A 21,503-nucleotide genomic window follows, 5' to 3' on the forward strand; every position below is an offset into this window, starting at 1 on the left:
CGGCAGAGCTTGGCGGTCGGTCACGGCTCCACCTCCCATGGATTGTGGATTCGGTGCTTGTGGTTCCAGCGCCCCGGGTCGGCCTCCAGCGCGGAGCGGTCCCAGTGGCCGAGTTCGGCGGCGGCCTCATAGGTCGTGTCAAGGAACTCTAGTAGCGCCCGCTCCGGCGCTTCGGCGGTCCGGACCGCCTCGTACGGCAGGAGGAACTGGCGGTGGTCTCGGCTGTAGAAGGCTTCTCGCGGGCCTATGCGATAGTCGGCGAATCCCTCGGGCTCCGGATACACGTAGGCGTAGAAGGCACCTTCGGCCCCGCCACCAGGCCAGAATCCACAGCTGCTCAGTTCATGGGAGTAGCCCTCCACCATGACCCAGTCGCCACAATTCGGGGCACCACCCGGGTGCTGCGGCGCTGTCCGCCCGGAGAATCTGGTGCACGCGAGATCCATCGCTCCCCAGAAGAAGTGCACTGGGCTCACCTTGCCGGTGAAGCGCGATCGGAACTCGTGCAAGATACGGTCGGCGGCGACCAGTTGTTGCCAGAACAAGTTGGCGGCCGCGGCATCGTAGGATCGATGCTCGTGGTCCTCGGCGAACGGGATCGCCGGATCGACCTCATTGGGTTTGGCTTGGATCTGCACAGGAATTCCCAGTTCGCCTAGGGCGCCGATGGTTTCGGAATAGAAGTCGGCTACCGGCTTGGGTTCGAGCGCGACCTGCCGGGTCCGGCCATCGCTGGATCGGATGTGCAGCCTGTGGTCGACGAAGTCGAACTCGATGTCGAATGAGCCCGCAGCGTGCGGAATGGCAGAGGTGGTCAGTCCCCGCGGGCTGACGTAGAGGGTGACTTGCCACCAGTGGTTGACCAGCGGAGCCCGGGAAAGTCTGATTTTGCCGACGATCTGCGTCCACATATGCAGGGTTTCGCGCGTGGGAGTCCAGTCATCGACGCGCAATGCCGGCCACGCTCGCAGTCGACGCGTGGGCTCAGTGCCTGTCACTGTTGCTGTACCCCCATTCTCGGGAACTTCGAGAGGCCTTGGTGTCAGGTCAGCGCGCGAATACTGCGGACGCTATAGCGAATGATTGGCGGGCAACGAATTCCGTCAGGGGGCACCAACGGCGGCCCGGCGGCGGCAAATCGCCGCCGACCGGGAACGGGTCGTACCGCCCTACCGCCGCATCGGAAACTAGACGTCCTTGCCACTCTGGTGCGCGCTCTGGCGCGCTTCGTCGAGATCGGCTTCCCCGCGTGCCTTTTCGGCCTCCGCTTCCTTCTGCGCCGCGTCACGCTGGGATTCGGCCTTGTCCTGCTGCGCGCGCCCCTCCTTTTTCAGGTTTTCGTCGCCGGTGACGACGCCCGCAGCCTCCTTCGTCTTGCCCTTGATGTCCTCGACGACACCCTCGACAGCTTCCCGAGGTCCGCTCTGATGCTCCGGCATGACATTCCTCCGAATCGTTTGTCGGCTGACACCGACCGCATACCCCGGTCCGAAAGGCCCAATCAAGCTGTGACCTGGCCAACTCGCCGGGCTGCCCCCGCCATCCAGCGGTCCTTCGACAACCGTCGGTCAGCAGAACGCACATCGGCATCAGACTCGTGCGAGGCGAGACGGGCGGGTACTCCCCGGAAAGTCGCGTGCCACGGCCCGGACTGTCACGCTTTCGTCAGGTCTGTGCTGATCGGGCGGCCGCGGCCTGCTCGGCGCGCGATTCGGCAGGTCAGCACGGTGGCGCTGACTGCGCGACGCTGGTGACTGCAAGTCGGAGGCAGCCGCGCAGGGCACGCCGCCACCGGGCGTGGTCACCGCAGCCTTCTCGGCATCGGTCAGCTGTCGAAGAACTTGTGCGGGATGCCCGCCGTCAGGCCGCCGTCGATGACGAACTCGGCGCCGGTGGAGTACGACGATTCGTCGCTGGCCAGAAAGGTCACCAGGGCGGAGACCTCGGACGGGTCGGCGGCGCGGCCGAGCGGAATCTGCAGGAAGTCCTCGGGGATGTTCTCGGTCATCGGGGTGCGGATCAGGCCAGGGTGGACCGAGTTCACCCGAATCTTGTGCTGCGCCAACTCCAGTGCCGTGGACTTGGTGAGCCCGCGCACGGCGAACTTGGTGGCCGCGTAGCCGTGCAGCCCAGGGCTGCCGCGCATGCCCTCGACGGAGGAGATGTTGATGATCGAGCCGCCGCCCGCCTCGATCATGGCGGGCGTCGCGGCCTGCATGCCGAGGAACGTGCCGGTCAGGTTGATGTCGATGATCCGCTGCCATTCGGCGAGCTCGAAGGCGACCAGCGTGTTGCCGTTGGCGATGCCCGCGTTGTTCACGAGTACGTTCAGCGAGCCGAAGCGCCGCACGGCTTCGGTAACGGCAGCGTGCCACTGCTCCGGCTCACGCACGTCGAGGTGCAGGTAGGCGGCGTTGTCACCCAGTTCCTCGGCGACCGCGGCACCCTCGTCGTCGAGCACATCGCCCACCACCACGCGCGCGTCCTCGGCGACCAGAGCCTTGGCGTGCGCGGCGCCCATGCCGCGCGCTCCGCCGCTGATCAACGCCACCTTGCCGGTCAACCGACCCATGGGGCGGTACCTCCGTCTCTCCGAAATCGTCCGCAACACGTTACAGAAATGCGCCGCTGCGCATCCCGCGACAGTAGCTCAGGTGCGGTGGAAGCCGGTCGCCGTCCCGAGATCGACTGTGGCGACCTGAGGTCATCTGAGTCGGTTCGGCCCTGTGGCAGTGGCGAACGGGGGCGTTGCGGGGGAATCCGCCGTATGAGCGGCGATCACACTGAGTTCCGTGCCGCGGACAGCAATTCGGTGACCACGCCGGGAACCGCGTCGGCCAGCTGCGCGATGTCAGGTACCAGTTCCTTGCAGGCGATGAAACCGAAATGCAGCTTGCCGTTGTTCGACAATACGGTCACGGTGAGTCCCGCGCCATGGAACACCGGCCCGAACGGGTACATGCCGTCCACGCGTATGCCGAGAAAGTACAGCAGCATCGGCGGCCCGGGCACGTTGGACACGACCAGGTTGTGCACCACCGGGTGCATCTCGGCCAGTTTCAGCGACGAGTACATCCGCGCTGCGAGCCGAAAGGTGTTCGGCGGAGCGTACTTCGACCAGTCTTGCAGAAAGTCCGAGCCCATCAAGTCGTGTTCCTCTTTGGCTCCGCAATTGGCCTCGGCCACTTGGTGAAGGCGTTCCACCGGATCGGCGACGTCGGTGCCGAGCCGCACGAACAGTGTGGACACCTTGTTGATGCCCGCGGTGTGTCGCGTCGAATCGTGGACCGAGACCGGCACCGACGCGATGAGCGAGCGATCCGGCAGATGGTCGTGCTTTTCCAGATAGTCGCGCAGTGCACCCGCCACGATGGTCAGCACTACGTCGTTGACCTTCACCCCGAACGCGGTACTGATCTCTTTGATCTTGTCGAGCTCGGCCTGGGTGAACGCGACGGCGCGATGCGGGGTTATGGCGAGATTGAACGGTGTGCGAGGGGCGGAGAACGGTATCGCCATGCCGGCCTTGTTGGTTCGGCGTCGCTGCGCGAAACCGGCGACCACGCCGAGGGTTTTCGGCACCATGCCGACGATCCCCATCTTCGCCGGGAATTTCATCACCGCCTGGGCCAGCAGTTGCCACTCGCTCGGCCTCGGCTCGGGCTGCCAGTCCTGGTCCGGCTCCGGCCTGGTGACGTCTGGTTCCAGGTCACACAGGTGCATCATCATGTTGGCGGCGGTGATGCCGTCCACCGCGGCGTGGTGATATTTGCAGATCACCGCGACCTTGCCGTCGGCGAGGCCCTCCACCAGGGACATCTCCCAGAGCGGGCGATCGCGGTCCATCGGGCGGCCGGCGATGTCCCCCACGAGTTCGGCGAGCTCGCGGTGTCCGGCCGGTGCGGCGATCGCGATGCGGCGGACGTGGTAGTCCAGGTCGAAATCCTGGTCCTCGATCCAGACGGGGTGGTCGAGGTGGAACGGCACCTCGACGACCCGGCGGCGCAGCTGCGGAATCAGGGATAGTCGACGACCGAGTTCGGCCTTGAATTTGTCGAACGAGTAGTCCCCTGAGGAGGGGTCCAGGATCAGCAGTCCGCACACGTGCAAGTGCTGTGTCCCGGTTTCCAGATAGAGAAAGCTGGCATCCAATCCGGTCAATCGTTCCATAGCGAAAGCCTACTGGAACGCGTTCTAATATCCGGCAGTTGATCCCGAATTTATGTGTTACTGAAAGTTCTACATATGTATGATCCTTGCTGCAGCCGTGCAGGAAGGCGCGCGGATCGAATTCGCCTCTCCCGGACCGGTGGTCGAGGTCGCCGTGGACCGCTCCGCGCTCGACACCCTCGTGTCGGCCCGGCCCGACCAGCCGTACTGGTTCCGGCAGGGTTTCTGCCGCACATGCAAGGTCCGGGTGCCGTCGGGTGAACCCGACCACCGGGACGGCGTGCTCGCCGCCGCGGAACACGAGGCGGGCGAGATGCTCGTCTGCGTATCCCGTGCCGATGGTGGGCGACTCGTGCTCGACTTGTGAGCCCGACCCGGTCGGCAAGGAGAAGGCGGGTGACGCTCACATGAGGTTCTCAGCCGTCCGGGCGATTTCGGCCTCGACGGCTTCGACCCGCCCGGCATCGATGCCCCACGGCTGGTCGACGCCGACCCTGCGGTCCAGGTCCCACAGCACACACTCCTCGTCCCGTGTGGCCACCAGCGACCATGCGACCACGGTGCGGCCGAGCTGTTCCGCCATCGTGCCGTGCGAATTACCGGGCGGCCCAGTGCCTTCCGGGAAGTGGTGCAGGAAGCGGCCATAGGCTGCCGCGCAGAACTGGGCGTAGCGCTGCGTGCATAGGATGAATCCGTGCCAAGCCTCGTCCACTGCGTGCGAAGGCATGCCGATCACCTGGTCATCGCGCATCGCGGCGCCGCAGCAGCGCAGCCACTGCCGCAGGCCGTTCTCTACCAGCTCACGCGGCTGCCACGGGCAGGTCTTGTACACGGCCTCGGGAAGTTCCAGCGCGTCGACGATGGTGCGCACCGTCGTCAGGTCGACCGTGGACTTACGGAAGCGGAATAACGCCACAGTTCACTGTACGCATGCGCATCTCTGCGGCTACCGTCTTGATATGAGCGCCACCATCATTCTTGTCTTCCTCGTGTTGTTGGTGGTGGTGTTGCTCGGGGCCGTACCTGCCCTCGTGGTGTTCGTTGTGCTCCGCGCGCAACGCAACCGCTACCTTCCACCACCGTACGGGCCATGGCGCCCGGGACATCGCGGCGAAGGGTATTACGGTGGGGCGCCCAGCAGTTCGGACCCGTTCTGGGCGGCTGGTGGAGTCGGTCTCGGGGGCGGCTACGACCCGAGTCGGTCGGATGGCTGTGGCGGGGGCTGGAATCCGGGTGACGGGGGCGGCCATCATCATCACGGCGGCAGCTGCGGGGGCGGCAGCAGTTGCGGCGGGGGGAGTGGCGGCAGTTGTGGTGGCGGAAGTAGCAGTAGTTGCGGCGGGGGAAGCAGTAGCAGTTGTGGTGGCGGAAGTAGTAGCGGCTGCGGTGGAGGTTCCTGACCGCCGTCGCACGACTTGACCTCAACCATGCTTCAGGTTCCATGCTGGTCGGTGTCCGATGCGGCGAGGAACGATGGAGGTTATGTCATGCGGGCTGTACAGGCCAGTGAGTTCGGTGGACCGGAAGTGCTCGCGGTGCACGAGATGCCGGAGCCGGTGGCCGGACCAGGTGAGGTGGTGGTCGACGTGGCGGCCGCCGACGTGATGTTCTTGGATACCCGGCTGCGCGGCGGCTGGGGCACCGACTTCTTCACGATCCAGCCGCCATACGTGCCAGGCGGTGCGATCGCGGGCGTAGTCGCGGCAGTCGGCCCGGATGTGGATCCGGCCTGGGTGGGGAAGCGAGTGTCCACCCCGACCGCGGCCAGTGGGATCGGCGGCGGAATGCCGATCGGTGGGTACGCCGAAAAGGCGCTGGCCAAGGCAAATACGCTGGTCACCGTGCCTGATGGGCTGAGCATGCCGCAAGCTGTCGCGCTAGCGCACGACGGCAGGACCGCGCTGGCGGTGTTCGACCGCGCCGCCGTGCAACCAGGGGAGTGGGTGCTGATCACCGCCGCCGGGGGCGGGCTCGGCACATTGCTGATCCAGCTCGCCCGTGCGGCCGGCGCGAACGTGGTCGCCGCCGCCCGCGGCGCCGCGAAGCTCGAGCTGGCGGCACGACTGGGGGCGAATGCGGTAGTCGACTACTCGGAACCCGACTGGTCGGCGAAGGCGCACGCCGCCAGCGGGGGAGTGCAGGTCGTCTTCGACGGTGCGGGCGGCACACTGGGCGAGGCCGCGCTCGCGGCTGTTGCGGACGATGGCCGGTTCCTCGGATACGGCGCCGCCGCAGGCGAATTCGCCGCACTGGATCGCGCGGCGGCCACGGCGCGCGGCATCACCGTGTACGGGCTGTTCGACATCACCAGCGCCGACACCGACTGGCATGCGGTCACCGAGCGCGCACAGGCCGAGGTCGCCGAAGGTCGCCTGGAGGTCGTCATCGGTCAGACCTTTCCGCTCGACCAGGCCGATCGGGCGCACGCCCTCATCGAATCCCGGGCGGCCTTAGGACGCACTTTGTTAACAGTGTGAACTAGCCCGTAACTGGAGAATTGTTGTAGTGCGTGGTGTCGGCGACGGCGCTAGGGTGCCTGCGTGGAAACTCTGATCGTCGTCGGTGCCGTCATCGTGGTTCTCGGCATCGTCGTAGCTGTGGTGCAGTTCGCCAGCAGGCCGCCGAAAGATATCGAGCCCTGGGGTGGACGTGACGCCGAGGACCACGAGGACGACTGGCGAGACGATTACCGCGACAGCTGAGCCCGCTCAGCCGACCGGGGTAAGCACTACGACCGCGATGGGCCGCTTGGTCAGCTTCTGATAGGCGCTGTAGCGGCCCCTGTTCACCTTGTCGACGATCGCCCACCGCCGAGCGTAGTCCGGATCATCCGGCAGCGTCGGCCGCGCCAGCACCGTCAGTTTCCGCCGCCCGACCTGAATCTCGCACTCCGGCTTCGCCTTCAGGTTCGCCAACCACGCCGGCGGCCGCGGCGAGCCACCGTTGGAAGCTGTCACCAGATAATCCTCGCCGTCGCGCCCGTACGTCAGCGCCGCGGTCCGCTCTTTACCCGTCTTGCGGCCCACCATCCGCAGCAGCAACGTCGGATTCCCCAAGAGCAGCCGATGCCCCACCAGCCCGCCGCTGTGCTCATACACCCACTGATGCGCCTTCAGCACGTTCCTGAACAGACCGGCCATATCTGACCTCCAGTAAGGTTCCGAACCGATCGTACCCTGAGCCACTGACCATCCGACTGGTTCATACCCCGCTCGACCCGGTAGCATCCCCCATGCTCGCGGATTCTCGCGGCGAGGGGCGGTAGCTCAGTCGGTTAGAGCCGTGGACTCATAATCCATTGGTCGCGGGTTCGAGCCCCGCCCGCCCCACAAATGCTATCTGAACAGCGGAAACGCTGAACTCGACAGCCGAGTTAGTCCAGAACAGCGCTCCGACAGCAATGTATTTTGCCGGTAGAATCCGGACATGGGGCTGGATCTAGACGACATCCGAGAGCTTGCGGAAGACTTCGCGACGGAGCTGCGCCGCAAGAACCGGAGCAAGCAGACCATCGACGGCTACCTCACCCGAATCAGGTACTTCGCCGACTTCCTTCAACAGCGCGAGCTGCCGACCACGGCACCCGATATCACCCGCGCCCACATCGGCGGCTACATCGAGGACCTGCTTACGCGGCCCAATCGGCGGACCGGCGAGCCGCTGTCGCCGGAGTACGCACGCGGTCAGTACCGGTCGCTGCAACAGTTCTTCAAATACCTTGCAGCGGAGGAGATCGTCGACACGAATCCGTTCGACAAGATGAGTCCGCCGGCGGTACCTGAACAGAAGGTGCCAGTGCCGAGCATGGACGCCATCAAGGCCCTGCTCGCCGAATGCGCAGGCGCTGACTTCGCCGACCGGCGTGACAATGCGATCATCCGGTTGTTCGCCGATACCGGGATGCGGTGCGGTGAACTCGCACCGTTGGAGGTGGACTCGCTCGACTTCAACGAGAACACCGTGATGGTGATCGGCAAGGGCGGTCGGCCGCGGACGTGTCCGTTCGGCGACAAGACCCGAACGGCGCTGCGAAGGTATCTCCGAGTTCGGGCGAGGCATTCCGGCGCGAAGAACGAAAATCCGGCGCTGTGGCTCGGATATCGCGGGGTCATGACCGATTCCGGTATCCGGCAGATGCTCGAACGGCGGTGTGACGCTGCGGGTATCGAACGCCTGCATCCGCATCAGCTGCGGCACTTCTTTGCCCATACGTGGCTCGACAGCGGCGGCCAGGAACAGGACCTGATGATGCTCGCGGGGTGGCGTTCGCGGCAGATGCTCGCGCGGTACGGGGCGGCGGTCGCGGATAGCCGAGCGAAGTCGGCACACCGTCGGGCGCGGCTAGGCGACAAGCTGTAGAAGCGCCCGGTCAGTCTCTTGACTCGGAGCCTCCAAGGCGCCGGCGGGTCATGCGGTGAGACGTTACGGTTGCCTGCATGACCGATGACCTTGTCACCTGGGCCTCGCAGCTGGCGTATGACAACCTCGTCGGCATGTCCCGGCGGTGGCAGCACGTGCAAGGCGTAGCCCAGCACGCCCAACAGGCCGTAGGCATAGTGGATGACTTCAGTCTGTTGCTCGCCGCAGCTTGGCTGCACGACATCGGTTACGCGCCGTCGATCCGTCGTACGGGGTTCCATCCTGTCGATGGGGCTGAGTTTCTCCAGCGGCAAGGTGCTCCTGTACGACTGTGCGCTCTCGTCGCCAACCACTCGTGTGCACGTATCGAGGCGCGAAACCGTGACATCGAGATCGACTGGCCGGATGAGCAATCCGTGATTCGAGATGCTCTGTGGTGGGCGGATATAACCACGACCCCAACCGGAGAAACAACGGATGTACGTAGTCGCATTGCCGAGGTTTGCGAACGGTACGGCCCCGACCACGTCGTCTCCAGATCGGTGACCGAAGCGGCACCTGAACTGATCGAGGCAGCTGAGCGCACCGAGAAGCTATTGCAAGCTAATGGGGTTACGAGCTCGGATATCCACGCGTAGTATGCATCCCGCCGTCTCGCGGGTGGCTATCCACCGTTGCGAATGATACCGTTGGGTGGATAGCCACCCAACGATGAATCGGATAGGCTGGATTGCTATGTCGAAGCCTGCTTACGACTCACGTCTCGCTGACGTGATCAAGGCTTATATGAGGGCTCACGGTCTGAACAGCCATCAGGAAATGGCGCGTGTCCTCGGCGTCGACCGCACGCTGGTATCGAAGTACCTCAACGGCACAAGGGCATGTCGCGACGTTGAACAGCTACGCCAGTTTGCTCAGGCGATGGATCTTCCTTCCGAAACGTTCGGGTTGCTAGACGCGCCTGATCAAGCTGAGGAGGAGCGAGAGAACGCTGTCACCGACTGGCGGCTTATACGGCAAACCCTGAATCGGAATCGCCACGCGCTGAGTGCGGCCGCCGCCCGGCTGTACTGGGATCCCATCCGGATCGAGGGAACCGCCTGTATCACGCAACCGGGATGGATGGCCTCTGCGCCCATGGATCTTGATTCCATTCGGCTCGACTTCAACCCGGATGCGCCTGGGCCGCTGCTCGATGGTGGTGAGGTCGAATCGGAGCCCTATCGGCCCCTGCGCCCGAATGGCACACGGTTCGGACGCTACAGCCAGGCAATCCGTGCAATCGCCCAACCGTCTCTATTCGAGAACCGCACGTCCTACCGTCTGCTCGATGCGTCGTTCGACGATTCCGGCGGCCACATGGCATTCGGCCTCACAACCTACTTCGACATGGTCGATGTCTGTGAAGTGATTGCACACGAAACCGCTGCGGTATGGATATCGCGGCGCGACGGGAACCTCACCCTTGACGACTTGCCGTTTCGGAAGCGGGTTGGTGATCTCTTCGATACCAGCCGCCGGCCTGTTCTGCCGAGTATCAACACGCTGACGATCCGGCGCGCCCCAGACGGGGACACCTTCTTCCTTCATCGACGAGGATCGACAAAGGTCACGCTGGCCGCGGGGTTGACACACATCATCCCGGCGGGTGTCTTTCAGCCAGCAGCCATAGGGCAATCCAACGTTGCTCGAGACTTGAGCCTGTGGCGCAACATGATCCGCGAGTTCTCCGAGGAACTTCTGGATGCGCCCGAACACGACGGTAGCAGCGGGACACCTGTCGACTACGACGCCGAGCCATTCCGGACACTCACCGAAGGGCGTCGAACCGGCAAGGTTCGAGCGTGGTGCTTTGGAATCGGCATCGATCCTCTGGCGCCAGCCAGTGAAATCTTGACAGTGACGATCATCGACTCGGATGTCTTTGACGCTGCGTTCGCGGGCATGGTCTCTCGAAATGCCGAAGGCGACTTGTACCCCTCCGAGACGGGGGCGGTTGGCATCAGATGGACGCCGGCCAATGTCCGCCGAACTCTCAACCACGAGCCACTCGCAGCGGCGGCCGCGGCGTGCATTGCGCTCACATGGAAGCACCGCGACCTGCTGCTGCCCTGATGACATGATGGCTGTGTGCGCGTACTTGTTACCGGAGCAAACGGCTACGTCGGTCGTGCAGTTGTCGCAGCGCTAAGCGCCGCTGGCCATGAGCCGGTGGCGATGGTTCGTACCCGCGGTGCGGCGATTTTCGGCGCCATGGATGTTCGGACCGCGGACCTACTCGATGACGCCGCATTGCGACGTGCGGTGGAAGGTGTCGACGCGGTTTGTCATCTTGCCGGAGTTACCCGAGCGCGTGAATCACTCGCTGAGCCGCTTCGGTATTTTCGCGTGAACACCCGCGGAACGATCGCGCTGCTTGACGCAATGGTTTCTGCTGACGTGCACAGGATCGTTTTCGCGTCGACGGGCTCGATCTATGGAACACCTGATCGCCAGCCGATGACTGAAGAACTGCCAGACGCGCCGCCGCATCCGTACGCGAGCAGTAAGCTCGCCGCCGAGCTGGCTGTTGAGGCGCAATGTCGCGGTAGCGAACTGTCCGCCGTGATTTTCAGAATGCTCAACGTCGCCGGTGGAGTCGACCCGGACCCAACTCGTCTGGTGCCGCGTGCACTCGCCGCCGCTGCTCGGCAATCTGCGTTGCCAGTGAACGGAGACGGCACGGCGGTTCGCGACTACTTGCACATAAACGATGCGGCAGCGGCCTTCGTGGCCGGTATAGAGCACTTTCCGGCGGTCGGAGTGGCAAAGCGGTACAACATCGGCAGCGGACGCGGGAATAGCATTTTGGATGTGGCGGCGGCCGTAGAACGAGTGACCGGTTGTCACGTTCTGCTCGAGCACCGCCCGCCCGTTGCTGAGCCCGCCACCTTGGTTAGTGACCCATCGAAGGCGATGACCGAAATCAACTGGTCGCCAAGATACTCCGACATCAATGAGATTGTTCGGGACGCATGGTCGGCTAGTTGCGCCGCTTAATACGGTCGGACCCAGCGGACTCGGCTGACTTCTTCCGCCTCGGTGACTGGTGAGGACTTGCTGATACTGGGCGAGCGGGGAGGTCATCGGTGTCGCCAGCGAGCCAGCGTAGGAATTCGATGACGTGCGCATTCATGTTCGAACCGACTTCGGCCACGGCTGCCTGGGCGCGCTGATACAGCTCAGCGTCGGGACGGTATACGCGGGCCGGATTCAGATGCTTGCTTGGCATGCATAACAGCATGTCACGGTGGCTAGCCATTCGTCCACTACTCGAGTAGACTCAGAGGTGGCTAGCCACCGTGGCCTTGTGTGACAGATTGGCACACCGCAGGGCCGCGTAGCCAAGCAGTCTTATAGCTATAGAAATCAGCTCTCAGACGCGAAAGGGGGTCTACACCAAGAGCTTCCATCGGATCGTCTGAACCGTTCCAGCGGTTTGAGACGGACCCAGGAACGAAAAACTCCCCGGCAGTTCCAGCTACCGGGGAGTCCAAGCACCAAAGCGGTTCCAGCCGCTTCAGCAATTTCCTCACTTCAGAGATCGGAGCCCCTGAAGCATGTCTATCTTAGTCGATCGATCCATCGCAGCCCCAGGTCGTGCGGCATGAGCACGCCAACAGAACGGTCAATGCAGGCGCGGATCGCGGCATACGAATCCTGGGCCAAAACTACGGACAGGGCCGCTCGCACGGCCAACGCTCGTGCGGCGATGTGGAGCAAGTTCGACCGCCTCGTGGATCCAGATGGGCTTCTGAGCCCGGAGGAACGCGCATCTCGCGCTGAGCACGCTCGAAAAGCGCATTTCACGCGTCTGGCGTTGAAGTCGGCGCAGTCGCGTCGCCGTCGCTGCCGGAACCGGCGCCATGAGGGCGGTGAGGCGTGATGCCTCCTCGCACTTTCGGTTTCGCGCTCGCTTCGGTGGCGGTCGGTTATTTGGTGCTGACGGCGCCGGAGGTTGTCGGGTTCACGGTGATGCTCCTCGGCGCGGTCGTGTTGTGGCGTTCGGGTCGTCGTTTGGGGGTTCGGCGATGAATACGCATAACCCGTTGCATTCGATGGCCGGTTCGGAGTTCACCGGTATGGGCGCGGTGTACGCGCCGCTGGGCGTGTTGCCGTCGGCGGTGCGGCTAGCTGCATTCGGGCTGCTGCTGCTCGTCGCGGTGGGCGGGTGCACGGCGGCGTGGATCGACCAGCAGGACTACGTGCCGTCGCCGAACATCTGCCGCCCGGTCAATGCCGGGGTTCCGGCGGAGCCGCCGGGGTCGTGCGTCCCGGGCTCCCAGGTGTCGGTGGTGACGCGGTGAACGCGCCAGAGCAGCAGGGCGGCATCCCGGTTTACGAATGGCGCGCCGGGCCTGCGCATTTGCGGACTCGTCGCCAGTTGGCGGCGGAGGGTTTGCGTCCGAATGGGCAGGACATTGCGGGGAAGCTGTACCGCTCGCGTGGTAGTCGTCGGGAGCCGTTGGTGGCGTACCTGTTCGACGTGGACAAAGCGGCTCCGAAGCGGCCTGCGACTGCGGCCCAGTTGGCGGCGTTGGTGAAGGCGACCCGTGAGCACCAGTTGCGTGCGGCGGAACGTCACGGTGTCGACCGCGCCGAGATCGACCAGGCCACTGGTGATCCGGGTCCGGCCTGGAATACGTCCACCAGCGCTCTGGCGGGTTATGCGGGCACGGGCAATGCCGTGGCCGATGTGCTCACTCAGGGCGCCGACCGGGAAGGGATGGAGCGGTGAGCCGCCGCCGTAGCCCACAGCCGCAGCAGCGTGGGCACTCCCAGGTTCACGCGGCGTCTCGGTTGATTCCGGTCACCGAATTGCCGCACTTGGCAGCCGCTGCACTTCGTCGTGGTGAGCCCGGTCGGCGGGTCTGGGTGGATGACCCGGAGCCGCAGCAGGTCCGGACTCCTGGCCGCAGGCCGGGCCAGTGGCTGGGTTCGGGCCAACGGTTGCGACCGGCGGCGCCGCAGTACGTGACGGTCGCGGAGATCGAGCAGGTGACCGGTGATCCGGGTCCGGCTTGGGACACATCCACCAGCGCTCTCGCGAACTGCAGGCCGGGTTCTTCCCTGGCTGACGCGCTCTCGCGGGGTGCCGAACGAGAGGGGATGGACCGGTGAGGCATCTGGGACCGCGCGACATGCTCGTGCTGACTATTTTGGCCGAGATGTACGGTGCGCCACTCGATTTGGTGGCGTACATGCTGGGCGTGAGCCGGTCGCGGGCGTCGCGGATTGTGGCGAAGTGGCAGAAGGCCCACATGATCAGCGACAACCGGGTGCGTCCGGTGCCCGGATCGGTGTGGGTGTACCCGACGAAGTCTGCGGCGGAGGCTCTGTTGGGTCGGCCGGTGCGCTACTGGGTGCCCACACCGAAGATGGCCGCTCACACCCTTGCCGTGCTGCAGCTGCGGTTGGCGTTGACCGGTCTGGATCTGGACCGCTGGATTTCCGAGCGGTCGTTGCGCGCGGAGGTCGGTCTGGTGAAGGCCGGGCAGCCTCGTCCGCACATCCACGACGGCCGCTACATCACCAGTTCTGGTGAGTTGTGGGCGGTCGAGGTCGAGCTGACTGCGAAAAGCTCTGCGGCAGCGCGTACGTCGGTGGCGCAGGCGCTGCATGTCGCCCGGCGCGCTGGCTGTGCGGGCTTGACCTACTACTGCCGCGGCGAGGGTGTGAAGAACGTGGTCCGGACTGCTGCGGCGGGTCTGGATCTGTCGGACGGGCCGAAGTTGCGCCTGGACGACCTGGACGAACGTCTGGCCAAGAAGGCCGAATCCTCCTCGCCCGCGTCGCGACCCGGGCTCCGGGTGATCGCGGGCGGTGCCGCTGATCAAGAAATCCCCCAGGTCACAGACCCGAACGAAGGAAAGGCGGTCTGATCATGACCGAGTGCACTCCGATGATTACCCCCGCCGATTGCGCGCCGTACGCGCCGACACCGGCCGCCACGCCGACCCCGACGCCAGCGACGGGGATTCATGTCGAGCCGAAGATGCCCCCGATCGGCTTGGACCATGACCCGCTGGGTTGGTTGCCCGATTTCGGCTCCTGGTCTCTGGACGGTGTGGCTGATGGTGGTCTGCTGATCGCGGCGTGTGTGGTCGCAATCCTGGTGATGACGATCATGATCCTGATCCCGGCGACCGCGCTGGCGTGGCGCCCGACGAGGTTGCGGAACTGGCTGATCGGCAGCGTGTTGGCGATGCCGGGCGTGACCGCGTTGTGGGCGTGGGATGTGTTCAAGCCCGGCCGGATGGTGAACGAGGCCAGCCGCCAATTCATGGACGGCCAGTACACGGCCGGTCTGCTCGGGATGGCTGTGGTGTTGGTGCCGTTGGCGTGGCTGACCGCGACTATCGCCCACACCAATCGCCGCGTGCAGCTCGCCACCGTCGGGTTGAAGTCCCCGGCTCGTACGGAGCGGGCGTTGTGGGCCCAAGCACAGCGTGAGCAGCGCGCCGCGGCCCGGTTGTCGCGCCGGCGGTTGCCGTTCACGAGCGGTTGGTGGAGCCCGGAGTTGGTGATCGGTCGTCTGTCGACCGAGACCGATCAGGCCCCACCGAAGAGCGTGCTGCGAACGTTGCTGGGCCGCACGGAGACCCGGTTGATCCTGCCGTGGATCAATGTGGCCGAGCACATGACCTCGGTGGCTTCCAGCGGTTCGGGCAAGACGACGCTGATGCTGCGCGTGCTGGTGTCGTGGTTCGTGACGACCTGGACCCGGCATCGGCAGTGGTGGCGTGCCGATCGGCCTGGTCGGCCGCTGGTGATCGTCGTCGACTGCAACGGCGGCCCGGAGTCCCGCAAGGTCGCCGCGCGGATGCGTAAATGGTTCTCCGCGTTGGGTGTCCGGCCTGATCGGATCGGGATCTTCCCCGATGACGTGTCGCTGGGCATGTGGAACGCCTCAGTCGATGACCTGCGCTCGATCTTGTCGGCGATGATCTCCGGCGGCTCCACCCCGACCACCGACACCGAGCGCTACTTCCATGAGATCCGCGAGACCCTGATCCACCTGATCGTGGACGCACCGGCGCGGGTCGAGCTGATCGACGGCGTACCGACCCCGATCGGCGAGAACCCGCCGCGGAACTGGCTGGAATTCCTCAGCAGGTTCGACGTGGAGAAGCTGTCGAAGCTGTGGGGCGGTCAGGCCGGGGTGACTCCGTGGTCGGGCGTGATGGGCGTGGACATGGAGATCGCCTCGACGATCGACGGCAAGCAGCCGGTCATGAACTCCGCCCGCGCCGAGTTCGCGAACCTCTACCGGTCGCTGGGTGCGGCGTTCGACGGTGACAAGGAACTGACCGACTTCGACGTGGTCTACATCGTCCTGGAGGGCGTGAAGACCCCGGATCGTGCCCGGGCCCAGTTCGGGGCGTTGGGAACGATGTTCGAGCAGCTGGCCGACAAGCAGCACGGCCGCACCAGCCTCATGGTCGTCGACGAATTCAGTGCCGTCTCCGATGGCAAGACCCGCGCGGTGAAGTGGGTCGAGCGCCTACGGAAGGCCGGCATCGGGTCGTGGTGGATCGCGCAGTCCTGGCAGGGCTTGGGCCACGACGACGACAACCGGGCGGCTCTAGTCGCCGCGGCGTCGGGCGGCAGCCTGCTGGGCCGCTCCACCGACCCGGAGACCCTGGCCAAGGTCTACGGCACCCGCCCCAAGTTCGAACTGTCCCGCAAGTTGATCGGCGGCAACGCCACCGGCGACGAGGGCAACGTGCAGTCCTCTGATCAGTTCCTGGTGCCGCCGAACCGGCTGCGCGCCATGGCCAAGGGCGACGTGGTGCAGGTCGCCGGTGGCCGTGCCCGCTGGGGTCGCGTCTCACCGCTGGATGACGCCGAACTCGAGCGCATGCGCCCGCTGCCGGGGCTGAACGAGTTCGCCGACCCCGCCGACCCCTCCGACGACACCGCCGCTCTGGCGCCGGTGATCGACCTGACCAAACGCCGCCCGGCCTGAAACCCGATCCACTGCAAGGAGTTACGACCATGTCTTTCCCGAACCCGATAGAACCCGAAGACCACGGCGAGGAGCTGGGCGGGCGCAGCGCCGCCGAGCAGGCTCACGAGCAGCGGGTCCTCGACGGCCTGGCCGCCGACATGGAGGGCAGCGCCGCCGAGAAGCTGGCCGCCCAACTGCTGGTGCCGATCATTCCGGACGGCGGCACGATCGGGCGCACCGTCGCCCCACACGTCGCCAGGATCACGAAAACCCGTGACGGACTGCGTATCTGGGGGCCTGCGCTCGCAACCACAGCAGCAGCAGGCACGGCGGTCGCGGTGCTGCCGCTGCCCGGCCCGCTGGCCCTGTACGTGCTCGCGCTCGCGGCTTTCGCGTGGTGGCACTGCGCGGGCCGCCCCGGACCCGTCGACTCCGTGCGGATGCTCACCGACACCGCCGTCGAGAACTGGGCGCGGCTGCGCGAGCGTGTGACCCGCCTCGCGGAACGGCGCGGAGCCTACGAGGCCCGCCGCACCTCCACCGACCCCGGATCGCAGTAGATCCGGTCCCTCTGTAACCCCGAGTGAAAGGAAACCCCATGTCCCAGAACAACATCTCGGAACCGAACACATTCCAGGTCGATCCCGATCGGCTGCGTGAGTTCGGGTCCGGCGAGACAGCCCAGCATTCCGCCGGGCACGCGCGGTTCGGGCACCACGGTTCGCTGCTGGACAGCCCCGCCGGTGTCGCGGCCGATCTCGCCAACCTGTTCCGTTCCTGGGCGCAGAACCCCCAGGACGCCATCCACACCGCCGCCGAGGTCTTCGGCGAGAACCAGTGAAGGAGTGATTTTCCATGTCGAACAACGAGATTGACGAGATCGGCCGCGACACCGGCCGGGTGTTCCGTCAGGTGATCGACGTCGCCCGCACCTACATCCAGCGCCGCCGGGACCACGGCCGTAACGCCGGGGTGCCGCGGCTGACCCGCACCGAGCGGCGCGAGCTGGCCGAGCAGATCCGCATGCGAGTCGGGGAGCAGCGCGTCACCGAGGCGTGGTTCACCAAGCGAGTCGAGGACTACCGCCGCGAGTCGATCGCATTGCGGCAGCGGATGCGCCGGACTGCGGGCCTGGATATGGATGCCGAGAATGCCCGGCTGAATGCGATGCGGTACGGCATCGAGTCGAACCTGCCCGGGACCGGGCTGTCGTTGGAGCAGCGCGGTCAGATCGTGCAGGCGATGGACCGGTTCGATTGCGGTGCGGTGGATCGGCCGTTCTACGGGCCGGAACTGTTCGGCAAGCCGGTCGGCCGCGCCGCCGTGGAAGCGCGGGACGCCGCGGTCCGGTCCGAACGCTGGGTGGCCGGCCGCCGCGCGGCGATCGAGCAGGTGTTGCCCAACGACCGTGAGCGGGCCGTGCGGGAGGCCGCGGTCCGGGCAGTCGATCCGGAGCAGGCGATCCGGCAGGGCGTCGCGGTGCAGGATTTGCGGCATGTGCAGGCGGTGGCCCGCGAGTACAGCGAGTGCCGAGACGTGCGGTCGGGGCGGCGCCTCGCGACCGCGCGGGCCCGCGCGGCGGGCCTGACTCCCGAGCAGATCCGGTGGGAACTCGACAACGCCGAAGCCAACTCCCGCACGCAGGTGACGGTCACGGTCGGCAGGCCGGGGGAGAAGGATCGGACCTGGTACACCTACCACCCGACCGAAGCCGCCGCCGCGCAGTGGACCCACGACGGCGTCACCGAGATCGATTGGCGGCCCGGCACGACGTTGACGGTCAAGGCCCGTGAAGACGGGAACCCGAAGCCGTTCTACGCCGTGGAAGGCAACCAGGTCACGGTCGGCCGCGATCTGGAACTGTGGCACTCCGAGACCCGCGACGGCTTCACCCACGCCCAGCAGCAAGAGCCCACCCGCGAGCAGCACGCCCACACCGCGGCGTCGCACAACGATCTCGCGATCGAGCACAGCCGAATCGCTGCCGAGCGTGACCAGCTGCGCGGCAACGTGGACTCGCTGCAGACCCGGCTGAACCTGTCGATCGGGCACAACAGCCAGCTGGACGAGCAGAACTCCCAGCTGGTCCGGCAGCTGACCGCGCTCACCGCCGAGCGTGACCGGCTGCGCGTCGAGCACAAAGCCATGGTCACGGCGACGGCGTCGCGTGGACGCGAGGTTTACGCACTGTCGCAGCAGTGTGACCGGCTGCGCGGCGAGCGAGACGAGGCCGTGCAGAAGCTCGCCGAGCGCACCCCGGCGCAGGAGCGGTACGGCAGCCCGGAGCGTCAGGCCGAGCACGCCAAAACAGCGGCCGAGCTGGTCACCAAGCAGGACCAGCGCCTGGCCGCGCTCAACGAGACGATGCAGCGCATCGGCGTGCCCGAGGAGACGCGCAACGGGTTCATCAGCGCATTCGAGCCACCCCAGGAGGCGCGGCAGCTGGCCGAGCAAGCCAAGGCGTCCGCATCGGCCGGACGGTCGGCGCTGGCCGACCACCAGCCCGGCCGCACCCTGGCGGACGCGGTAGCCCGCAGCGGCGCTGAGCGAGACCGGACCGAGCGATGAGCACCGAGGACGCCCCGACCGTCGAGGGCCCGATCTACAGGTTCGACCTGACGGTCGAGGGCCTGATCTACCGGTTCGTCAACGACGACGGTTTCGACCGGTACGACGCCGCGGTCGCCGCCTACTACGGCAGCCGGGTCCCGGACCCGCAGGAGGCGAGGTGGCGCGCCGATTACAGCCGAGCGTATCTGCGGTGGGAGAAGTACGAGGACCGCCGCGGCTACTCCGATGCTGACCCGCTGCGTGAGCAGGCCCAGGCGATCGAGCAGCGATGGGGCACCGATCCGGCGGTGGCGTCGCGCTGGGCCGAGTTGGACGACCTGCGGGCGCATTTCGACTACAGCACCGCGTATCCGCCTCCGGACGAGTCGACCATGCCGGGCGAGGCACCGCCCGGCATGGACCCGGTGACGTGGCGCAGTCAGTTGCAGGCACGCGACATGACCGGCCACGCCCGATGGCCCGACACCACCACAACAACCAATCGAGAGGGAGCCGAACCGATGACCGACCCTACCCGCGCCGAGCGCGCCGAGGAGCTGCACGAAACCGAATCCGACACCGAGCAGCAGATGCGCGCCGATTTCATGGATGCATGGTCGTATGCGGTTCGCATGACGGAGGAGTACGACCCGGCCGATCAGCTGGCCTACGGCGAATACGCAAATCCGTGGATCACCGGTGACGACCGGTGGGCACACGAGTGGCTGTATCTGGAAGACGCGACGACCCGGTGGGACAAGGATCCGGCCGCCGCGGAGTCGGTCATGCGGCAGCGCGCCGATGTGCTGTCGCCGATCGAGCGACGCAGTGAGGAGCAGGCCCGCTACATCGCCGAGAACGGCTTCGAGTTCGACAAGCACGGTCTGCTGATCTGCCACTACGTCACGCGCCTGGAAGAGCGCGCCGACGCGGCTACGGAGTCGCCGGCGCCGCTGGCGGACTACCGTCCCGGCAACGCTCTGGCAGCGAGCATGGCGAACATCGAGCGTGACGGAGTGGAGCGGTGAGCGTCCCGGCTGTCGAGGCGACGATGCCCGCCCACGCTGCGCCAGACATCGACCAGGTGACCGCTCGGCCGGCGACTCTGCGGTCGCCGGCGCGGCCGGTCTGCACCGCGGCGGTACCGGTGTCGCCGTCGGTGAGCGCGGCCCGGCCGTCGTCGACCGGTCTGAGCACCACCGACCTGGAGAAGCGTCTGATCGCAGCGCATCAGCGCGCCGCGGATCTGGAGGAGCAGCTGGCCGCAGTCGTTGCGGCCCGTGACGCCGCCGAGCACCAGGCCGCCCAGCTGGAAGACCGTAACCGGGAGCTTGCCAGCGACCTGGACAACGCCCTGGACCAGCTCGCCGGGCACGCCCTGCACGTCGAACAGGAACGCCTGATCCACACCCCGGCGTGGAGCCCGTGGGCCGCGTCGAGCAACCGAGAGGGATACGACCGATGAACCCGTCAACCGCTGCACAGCCTGTCCACCGACCGTCTACCGGCCGGATGGATGCCGCCGAGCTGACCGCGCTGGCGATGACGATCGTCATCGGCGCCGGAGCGTTCGCATGGAGTTTCGCGGCCTTGACCGAGCTGAGTGTGATGGCTGGGATTACGCCGCGTCTAGCGTGGGCTGGGCCGATTTTTGTGGATGGCGCGATTGTCCAGTCCGCTGTCGCTCTGGTTTCGTTGCAGCGCCGCGCCCGCCAAGCCATCACGATTCCGGCCGCTACTCGCTGGTTCTTCTGGGGCGAGTTGTTCGCCGCCGAGCTGATCAGCGTGGTCGGAAATGGCTTGCACGCTGCGGAATCCGGGCAACGAATCCTGCCCGCGACGATCGCGGCATGCGTGGCGGGTGCCGCCCCGTTGTTCGGCCTGGCCGCCACGCACGGTCTGACCGCCTTGATTGAGGTTCCCCGCAATCCGCAGCCGAAGCCGGAGACCGAGTTGACGGCGGTGTACGCCGACTCGACACGACTGGACACCGGATGGACGGGACTGGACAGCGACCGGACGGAGCTGGACAGCGGGCAGACAGTGACCGTCGAGACGGTGGACGGTGATCCGCTGGCCGAGCGCGACGCGGAGATCCTGCGCCGCGCGGCGGCGGGGGAGTCGACGCGTCGGATCGGTACTGCGGTCGGGTTGTCGCATTCCCGTGTCGCGCAGATCATCGCCGCCGCCGACGTCGATGACGATCCGGGGGAGGTGTTGAGCCTGGTTCGCTGACCGATCGCCTGGTGGTGCGGGAGGGTGTGCGGCGGTCCCTCCCGCGTCAAGGGCGCAAGCGTCGCCGTCCGGCGATGGCCCTGCCGGGCCACCCTGGACCCGCGAGCCTCTACCGCCACACGGGCAGAGCCCTTACGGGGCAGGCAGTGAGCCTGCCCCCTTCATCCCCCTTTCACCACCTCAACTCTGGAGGACAAGC

General features: G+C 66.1%; 24 protein-coding genes and 1 tRNA gene. 19 read left to right on the forward strand and 6 right to left on the reverse strand.

All coding sequences use genetic code 11. From position 1 onward, the window contains the following. Positions 1–20: 20 nt before the first annotated feature. The 4 genes from AB0H00_RS17755 to AB0H00_RS17770 all read right to left on the reverse strand — a co-directional run bounded on the left by AB0H00_RS17755 (position 21) and on the right by AB0H00_RS17770 (position 4,170). Complete coding sequence (locus AB0H00_RS17755; RefSeq protein ID WP_357267260.1) at positions 21–998, reverse strand: DUF5996 family protein; 978 nt, start codon at positions 996–998, stop codon at positions 21–23. A gap of 189 nt (positions 999–1,187) precedes the next feature. After that, a complete protein-coding gene (locus AB0H00_RS17760; RefSeq protein WP_357267263.1) occupies positions 1,188–1,439 on the reverse strand; it encodes a CsbD family protein in 252 nt (83 codons plus the stop codon). 386 nt (positions 1,440–1,825) lie between these two features. Further along, complete coding sequence (locus AB0H00_RS17765) at positions 1,826–2,572, reverse strand: glucose 1-dehydrogenase (RefSeq protein ID WP_357267265.1); 747 nt, start codon at positions 2,570–2,572, stop codon at positions 1,826–1,828. Between the two features lie 206 nt (positions 2,573–2,778). Next, complete coding sequence (locus tag AB0H00_RS17770) at positions 2,779–4,170, reverse strand: wax ester/triacylglycerol synthase family O-acyltransferase (RefSeq protein ID WP_357267268.1); 1,392 nt, start codon at positions 4,168–4,170, stop codon at positions 2,779–2,781. 79 nt (positions 4,171–4,249) lie between these two features. On the opposite strand from AB0H00_RS17770, the gene AB0H00_RS17775 reads away from it, so the two are divergent. Then, a complete protein-coding gene (locus AB0H00_RS17775; protein ID WP_357267271.1) occupies positions 4,250–4,537 on the forward strand; it encodes a 2Fe-2S iron-sulfur cluster binding domain-containing protein in 288 nt (95 codons plus the stop codon). A gap of 36 nt (positions 4,538–4,573) precedes the next feature. Here the strand turns inward: AB0H00_RS17775 and AB0H00_RS17780 are convergent, their stop codons facing one another. Next, entirely contained in the window at positions 4,574–5,050 is a 477-nt protein-coding gene (locus AB0H00_RS17780) for a hypothetical protein (protein WP_357267591.1), read from the reverse strand. Positions 5,051–5,657: 607 nt separating this feature from the next. Here AB0H00_RS17780 and AB0H00_RS17785 point away from each other — a divergent pair. Both AB0H00_RS17785 and AB0H00_RS17790 read left to right on the forward strand, forming a co-directional pair. Further along, positions 5,658–6,647 carry a zinc-binding dehydrogenase gene (locus tag AB0H00_RS17785; protein WP_357267274.1) on the forward strand — a complete coding sequence of 330 codons (990 nt, stop codon included), beginning with the start codon at positions 5,658–5,660 and terminating at the stop codon, positions 6,645–6,647. 63 nt (positions 6,648–6,710) lie between these two features. Next, complete coding sequence (locus AB0H00_RS17790; protein ID WP_357267277.1) at positions 6,711–6,872, forward strand: hypothetical protein; 162 nt, start codon at positions 6,711–6,713, stop codon at positions 6,870–6,872. A 6-nt stretch (positions 6,873–6,878) separates the two neighbouring features. On the opposite strand, the gene AB0H00_RS17795 is transcribed toward AB0H00_RS17790, so the two are convergent. Further along, positions 6,879–7,310, reverse strand: a complete 432-nt coding sequence (locus AB0H00_RS17795; protein ID WP_357267279.1) for a nitroreductase/quinone reductase family protein — start codon at positions 7,308–7,310, stop codon at positions 6,879–6,881. 115 nt (positions 7,311–7,425) lie between these two features. On the opposite strand from AB0H00_RS17795, the gene AB0H00_RS17800 reads away from it, so the two are divergent. The 16 genes from AB0H00_RS17800 to AB0H00_RS17875 all read left to right on the forward strand — a co-directional run bounded on the left by AB0H00_RS17800 (position 7,426) and on the right by AB0H00_RS17875 (position 21,304). Beyond that, positions 7,426–7,499: transfer RNA gene (locus tag AB0H00_RS17800), tRNA-Ile, on the forward strand. 97 nt (positions 7,500–7,596) lie between these two features. After that, positions 7,597–8,529, forward strand: coding sequence for a tyrosine-type recombinase/integrase (locus AB0H00_RS17805; protein WP_357267282.1), 933 nt, complete (start codon positions 7,597–7,599; stop codon positions 8,527–8,529). A 77-nt stretch (positions 8,530–8,606) separates the two neighbouring features. Further along, positions 8,607–9,167, forward strand: coding sequence for an HD domain-containing protein (locus tag AB0H00_RS17810; RefSeq protein ID WP_357267285.1), 561 nt, complete (start codon positions 8,607–8,609; stop codon positions 9,165–9,167). 97 nt (positions 9,168–9,264) lie between these two features. Continuing rightward, complete coding sequence (locus AB0H00_RS17815; RefSeq protein ID WP_357267288.1) at positions 9,265–10,644, forward strand: helix-turn-helix transcriptional regulator; 1,380 nt, start codon at positions 9,265–9,267, stop codon at positions 10,642–10,644. Positions 10,645–10,659: 15 nt separating this feature from the next. Beyond that, the gene (locus AB0H00_RS17820; protein WP_357267291.1) at positions 10,660–11,568 is read left to right on the forward strand and encodes an NAD-dependent epimerase/dehydratase family protein; all 909 of its coding nucleotides are present in this window, start codon (positions 10,660–10,662) and stop codon (positions 11,566–11,568) included. 1,031 nt (positions 11,569–12,599) lie between these two features. Then, complete coding sequence (locus AB0H00_RS17825) at positions 12,600–12,875, forward strand: hypothetical protein (RefSeq protein WP_357267295.1); 276 nt, start codon at positions 12,600–12,602, stop codon at positions 12,873–12,875. Further along, positions 12,872–13,306: an RRQRL motif-containing zinc-binding protein gene (locus AB0H00_RS17830; protein ID WP_357267298.1), complete on the forward strand. Its 435-nt coding sequence runs from the start codon at positions 12,872–12,874 to the stop codon at positions 13,304–13,306. Before AB0H00_RS17825 ends, AB0H00_RS17830 begins: the two co-directional genes overlap by 4 nt. After that, positions 13,303–13,689, forward strand: a complete 387-nt coding sequence (locus tag AB0H00_RS17835; protein WP_357267301.1) for a hypothetical protein — start codon at positions 13,303–13,305, stop codon at positions 13,687–13,689. The genes AB0H00_RS17830 and AB0H00_RS17835 overlap by 4 nt, the downstream gene beginning before the upstream one ends. Continuing rightward, positions 13,686–14,450, forward strand: coding sequence for a hypothetical protein (locus AB0H00_RS17840; protein WP_357267304.1), 765 nt, complete (start codon positions 13,686–13,688; stop codon positions 14,448–14,450). Before AB0H00_RS17835 ends, AB0H00_RS17840 begins: the two co-directional genes overlap by 4 nt. Before the next feature lie 2 nt (positions 14,451–14,452). Then, positions 14,453–16,537: a hypothetical protein gene (locus AB0H00_RS17845; RefSeq protein WP_357267307.1), complete on the forward strand. Its 2,085-nt coding sequence runs from the start codon at positions 14,453–14,455 to the stop codon at positions 16,535–16,537. A 29-nt stretch (positions 16,538–16,566) separates the two neighbouring features. Beyond that, positions 16,567–17,079, forward strand: a complete 513-nt coding sequence (locus tag AB0H00_RS17850) for a hypothetical protein (protein ID WP_357267310.1) — start codon at positions 16,567–16,569, stop codon at positions 17,077–17,079. A 38-nt stretch (positions 17,080–17,117) separates the two neighbouring features. Beyond that, a complete protein-coding gene (locus AB0H00_RS17855) occupies positions 17,118–17,360 on the forward strand; it encodes a hypothetical protein (RefSeq protein WP_357267313.1) in 243 nt (80 codons plus the stop codon). A 14-nt stretch (positions 17,361–17,374) separates the two neighbouring features. Further along, a complete protein-coding gene (locus tag AB0H00_RS17860; RefSeq protein WP_357267316.1) occupies positions 17,375–19,087 on the forward strand; it encodes a hypothetical protein in 1,713 nt (570 codons plus the stop codon). Beyond that, positions 19,084–20,097 carry a hypothetical protein gene (locus AB0H00_RS17865; RefSeq protein WP_357267319.1) on the forward strand — a complete coding sequence of 338 codons (1,014 nt, stop codon included), beginning with the start codon at positions 19,084–19,086 and terminating at the stop codon, positions 20,095–20,097. The genes AB0H00_RS17860 and AB0H00_RS17865 overlap by 4 nt, the downstream gene beginning before the upstream one ends. Next, positions 20,094–20,534, forward strand: coding sequence for a hypothetical protein (locus AB0H00_RS17870; RefSeq protein ID WP_357267321.1), 441 nt, complete (start codon positions 20,094–20,096; stop codon positions 20,532–20,534). Before AB0H00_RS17865 ends, AB0H00_RS17870 begins: the two co-directional genes overlap by 4 nt. After that, positions 20,531–21,304, forward strand: coding sequence for a DUF2637 domain-containing protein (locus tag AB0H00_RS17875; RefSeq protein ID WP_357267324.1), 774 nt, complete (start codon positions 20,531–20,533; stop codon positions 21,302–21,304). Before AB0H00_RS17870 ends, AB0H00_RS17875 begins: the two co-directional genes overlap by 4 nt. The last annotated feature ends 199 nt before the right edge of the window (positions 21,305–21,503 follow it).

The sequence above is a fragment of the Nocardia sp. NPDC023852 genome, from assembly GCF_040639505.1.
Classification (GTDB): Bacteria; Actinomycetota; Actinomycetes; order Mycobacteriales; family Mycobacteriaceae; genus Nocardia.

Coding starts and splice junctions, on each gene's coding strand:
- AB0H00_RS17815 (WP_357267288.1), top strand. CDS start 9,265: ATGTCGAAGCCTGCTTACGACTCACGTCTCGCTGACGTGATCAAGGCT.
- AB0H00_RS17775 (WP_357267271.1), top strand. CDS start 4,250: ATGATCCTTGCTGCAGCCGTGCAGGAAGGCGCGCGGATCGAATTCGCC.
- AB0H00_RS17785 (WP_357267274.1), top strand. CDS start 5,658: ATGCGGGCTGTACAGGCCAGTGAGTTCGGTGGACCGGAAGTGCTCGCG.
- AB0H00_RS17850 (WP_357267310.1), top strand. CDS start 16,567: ATGTCTTTCCCGAACCCGATAGAACCCGAAGACCACGGCGAGGAGCTG.
- AB0H00_RS17875 (WP_357267324.1), top strand. CDS start 20,531: ATGAACCCGTCAACCGCTGCACAGCCTGTCCACCGACCGTCTACCGGC.
- AB0H00_RS17765 (WP_357267265.1), bottom strand. CDS start 2,572: ATGGGTCGGTTGACCGGCAAGGTGGCGTTGATCAGCGGCGGAGCGCGC.
- AB0H00_RS17825 (WP_357267295.1), top strand. CDS start 12,600: ATGAATACGCATAACCCGTTGCATTCGATGGCCGGTTCGGAGTTCACC.
- AB0H00_RS17810 (WP_357267285.1), top strand. CDS start 8,607: ATGACCGATGACCTTGTCACCTGGGCCTCGCAGCTGGCGTATGACAAC.
- AB0H00_RS17760 (WP_357267263.1), bottom strand. CDS start 1,439: ATGCCGGAGCATCAGAGCGGACCTCGGGAAGCTGTCGAGGGTGTCGTC.
- AB0H00_RS17805 (WP_357267282.1), top strand. CDS start 7,597: ATGGGGCTGGATCTAGACGACATCCGAGAGCTTGCGGAAGACTTCGCG.
- AB0H00_RS17865 (WP_357267319.1), top strand. CDS start 19,084: ATGAGCACCGAGGACGCCCCGACCGTCGAGGGCCCGATCTACAGGTTC.
- AB0H00_RS17860 (WP_357267316.1), top strand. CDS start 17,375: ATGTCGAACAACGAGATTGACGAGATCGGCCGCGACACCGGCCGGGTG.
- AB0H00_RS17855 (WP_357267313.1), top strand. CDS start 17,118: ATGTCCCAGAACAACATCTCGGAACCGAACACATTCCAGGTCGATCCC.
- AB0H00_RS17770 (WP_357267268.1), bottom strand. CDS start 4,170: ATGGAACGATTGACCGGATTGGATGCCAGCTTTCTCTATCTGGAAACC.
- AB0H00_RS17795 (WP_357267279.1), bottom strand. CDS start 7,310: ATGGCCGGTCTGTTCAGGAACGTGCTGAAGGCGCATCAGTGGGTGTAT.
- AB0H00_RS17845 (WP_357267307.1), top strand. CDS start 14,453: ATGACCGAGTGCACTCCGATGATTACCCCCGCCGATTGCGCGCCGTAC.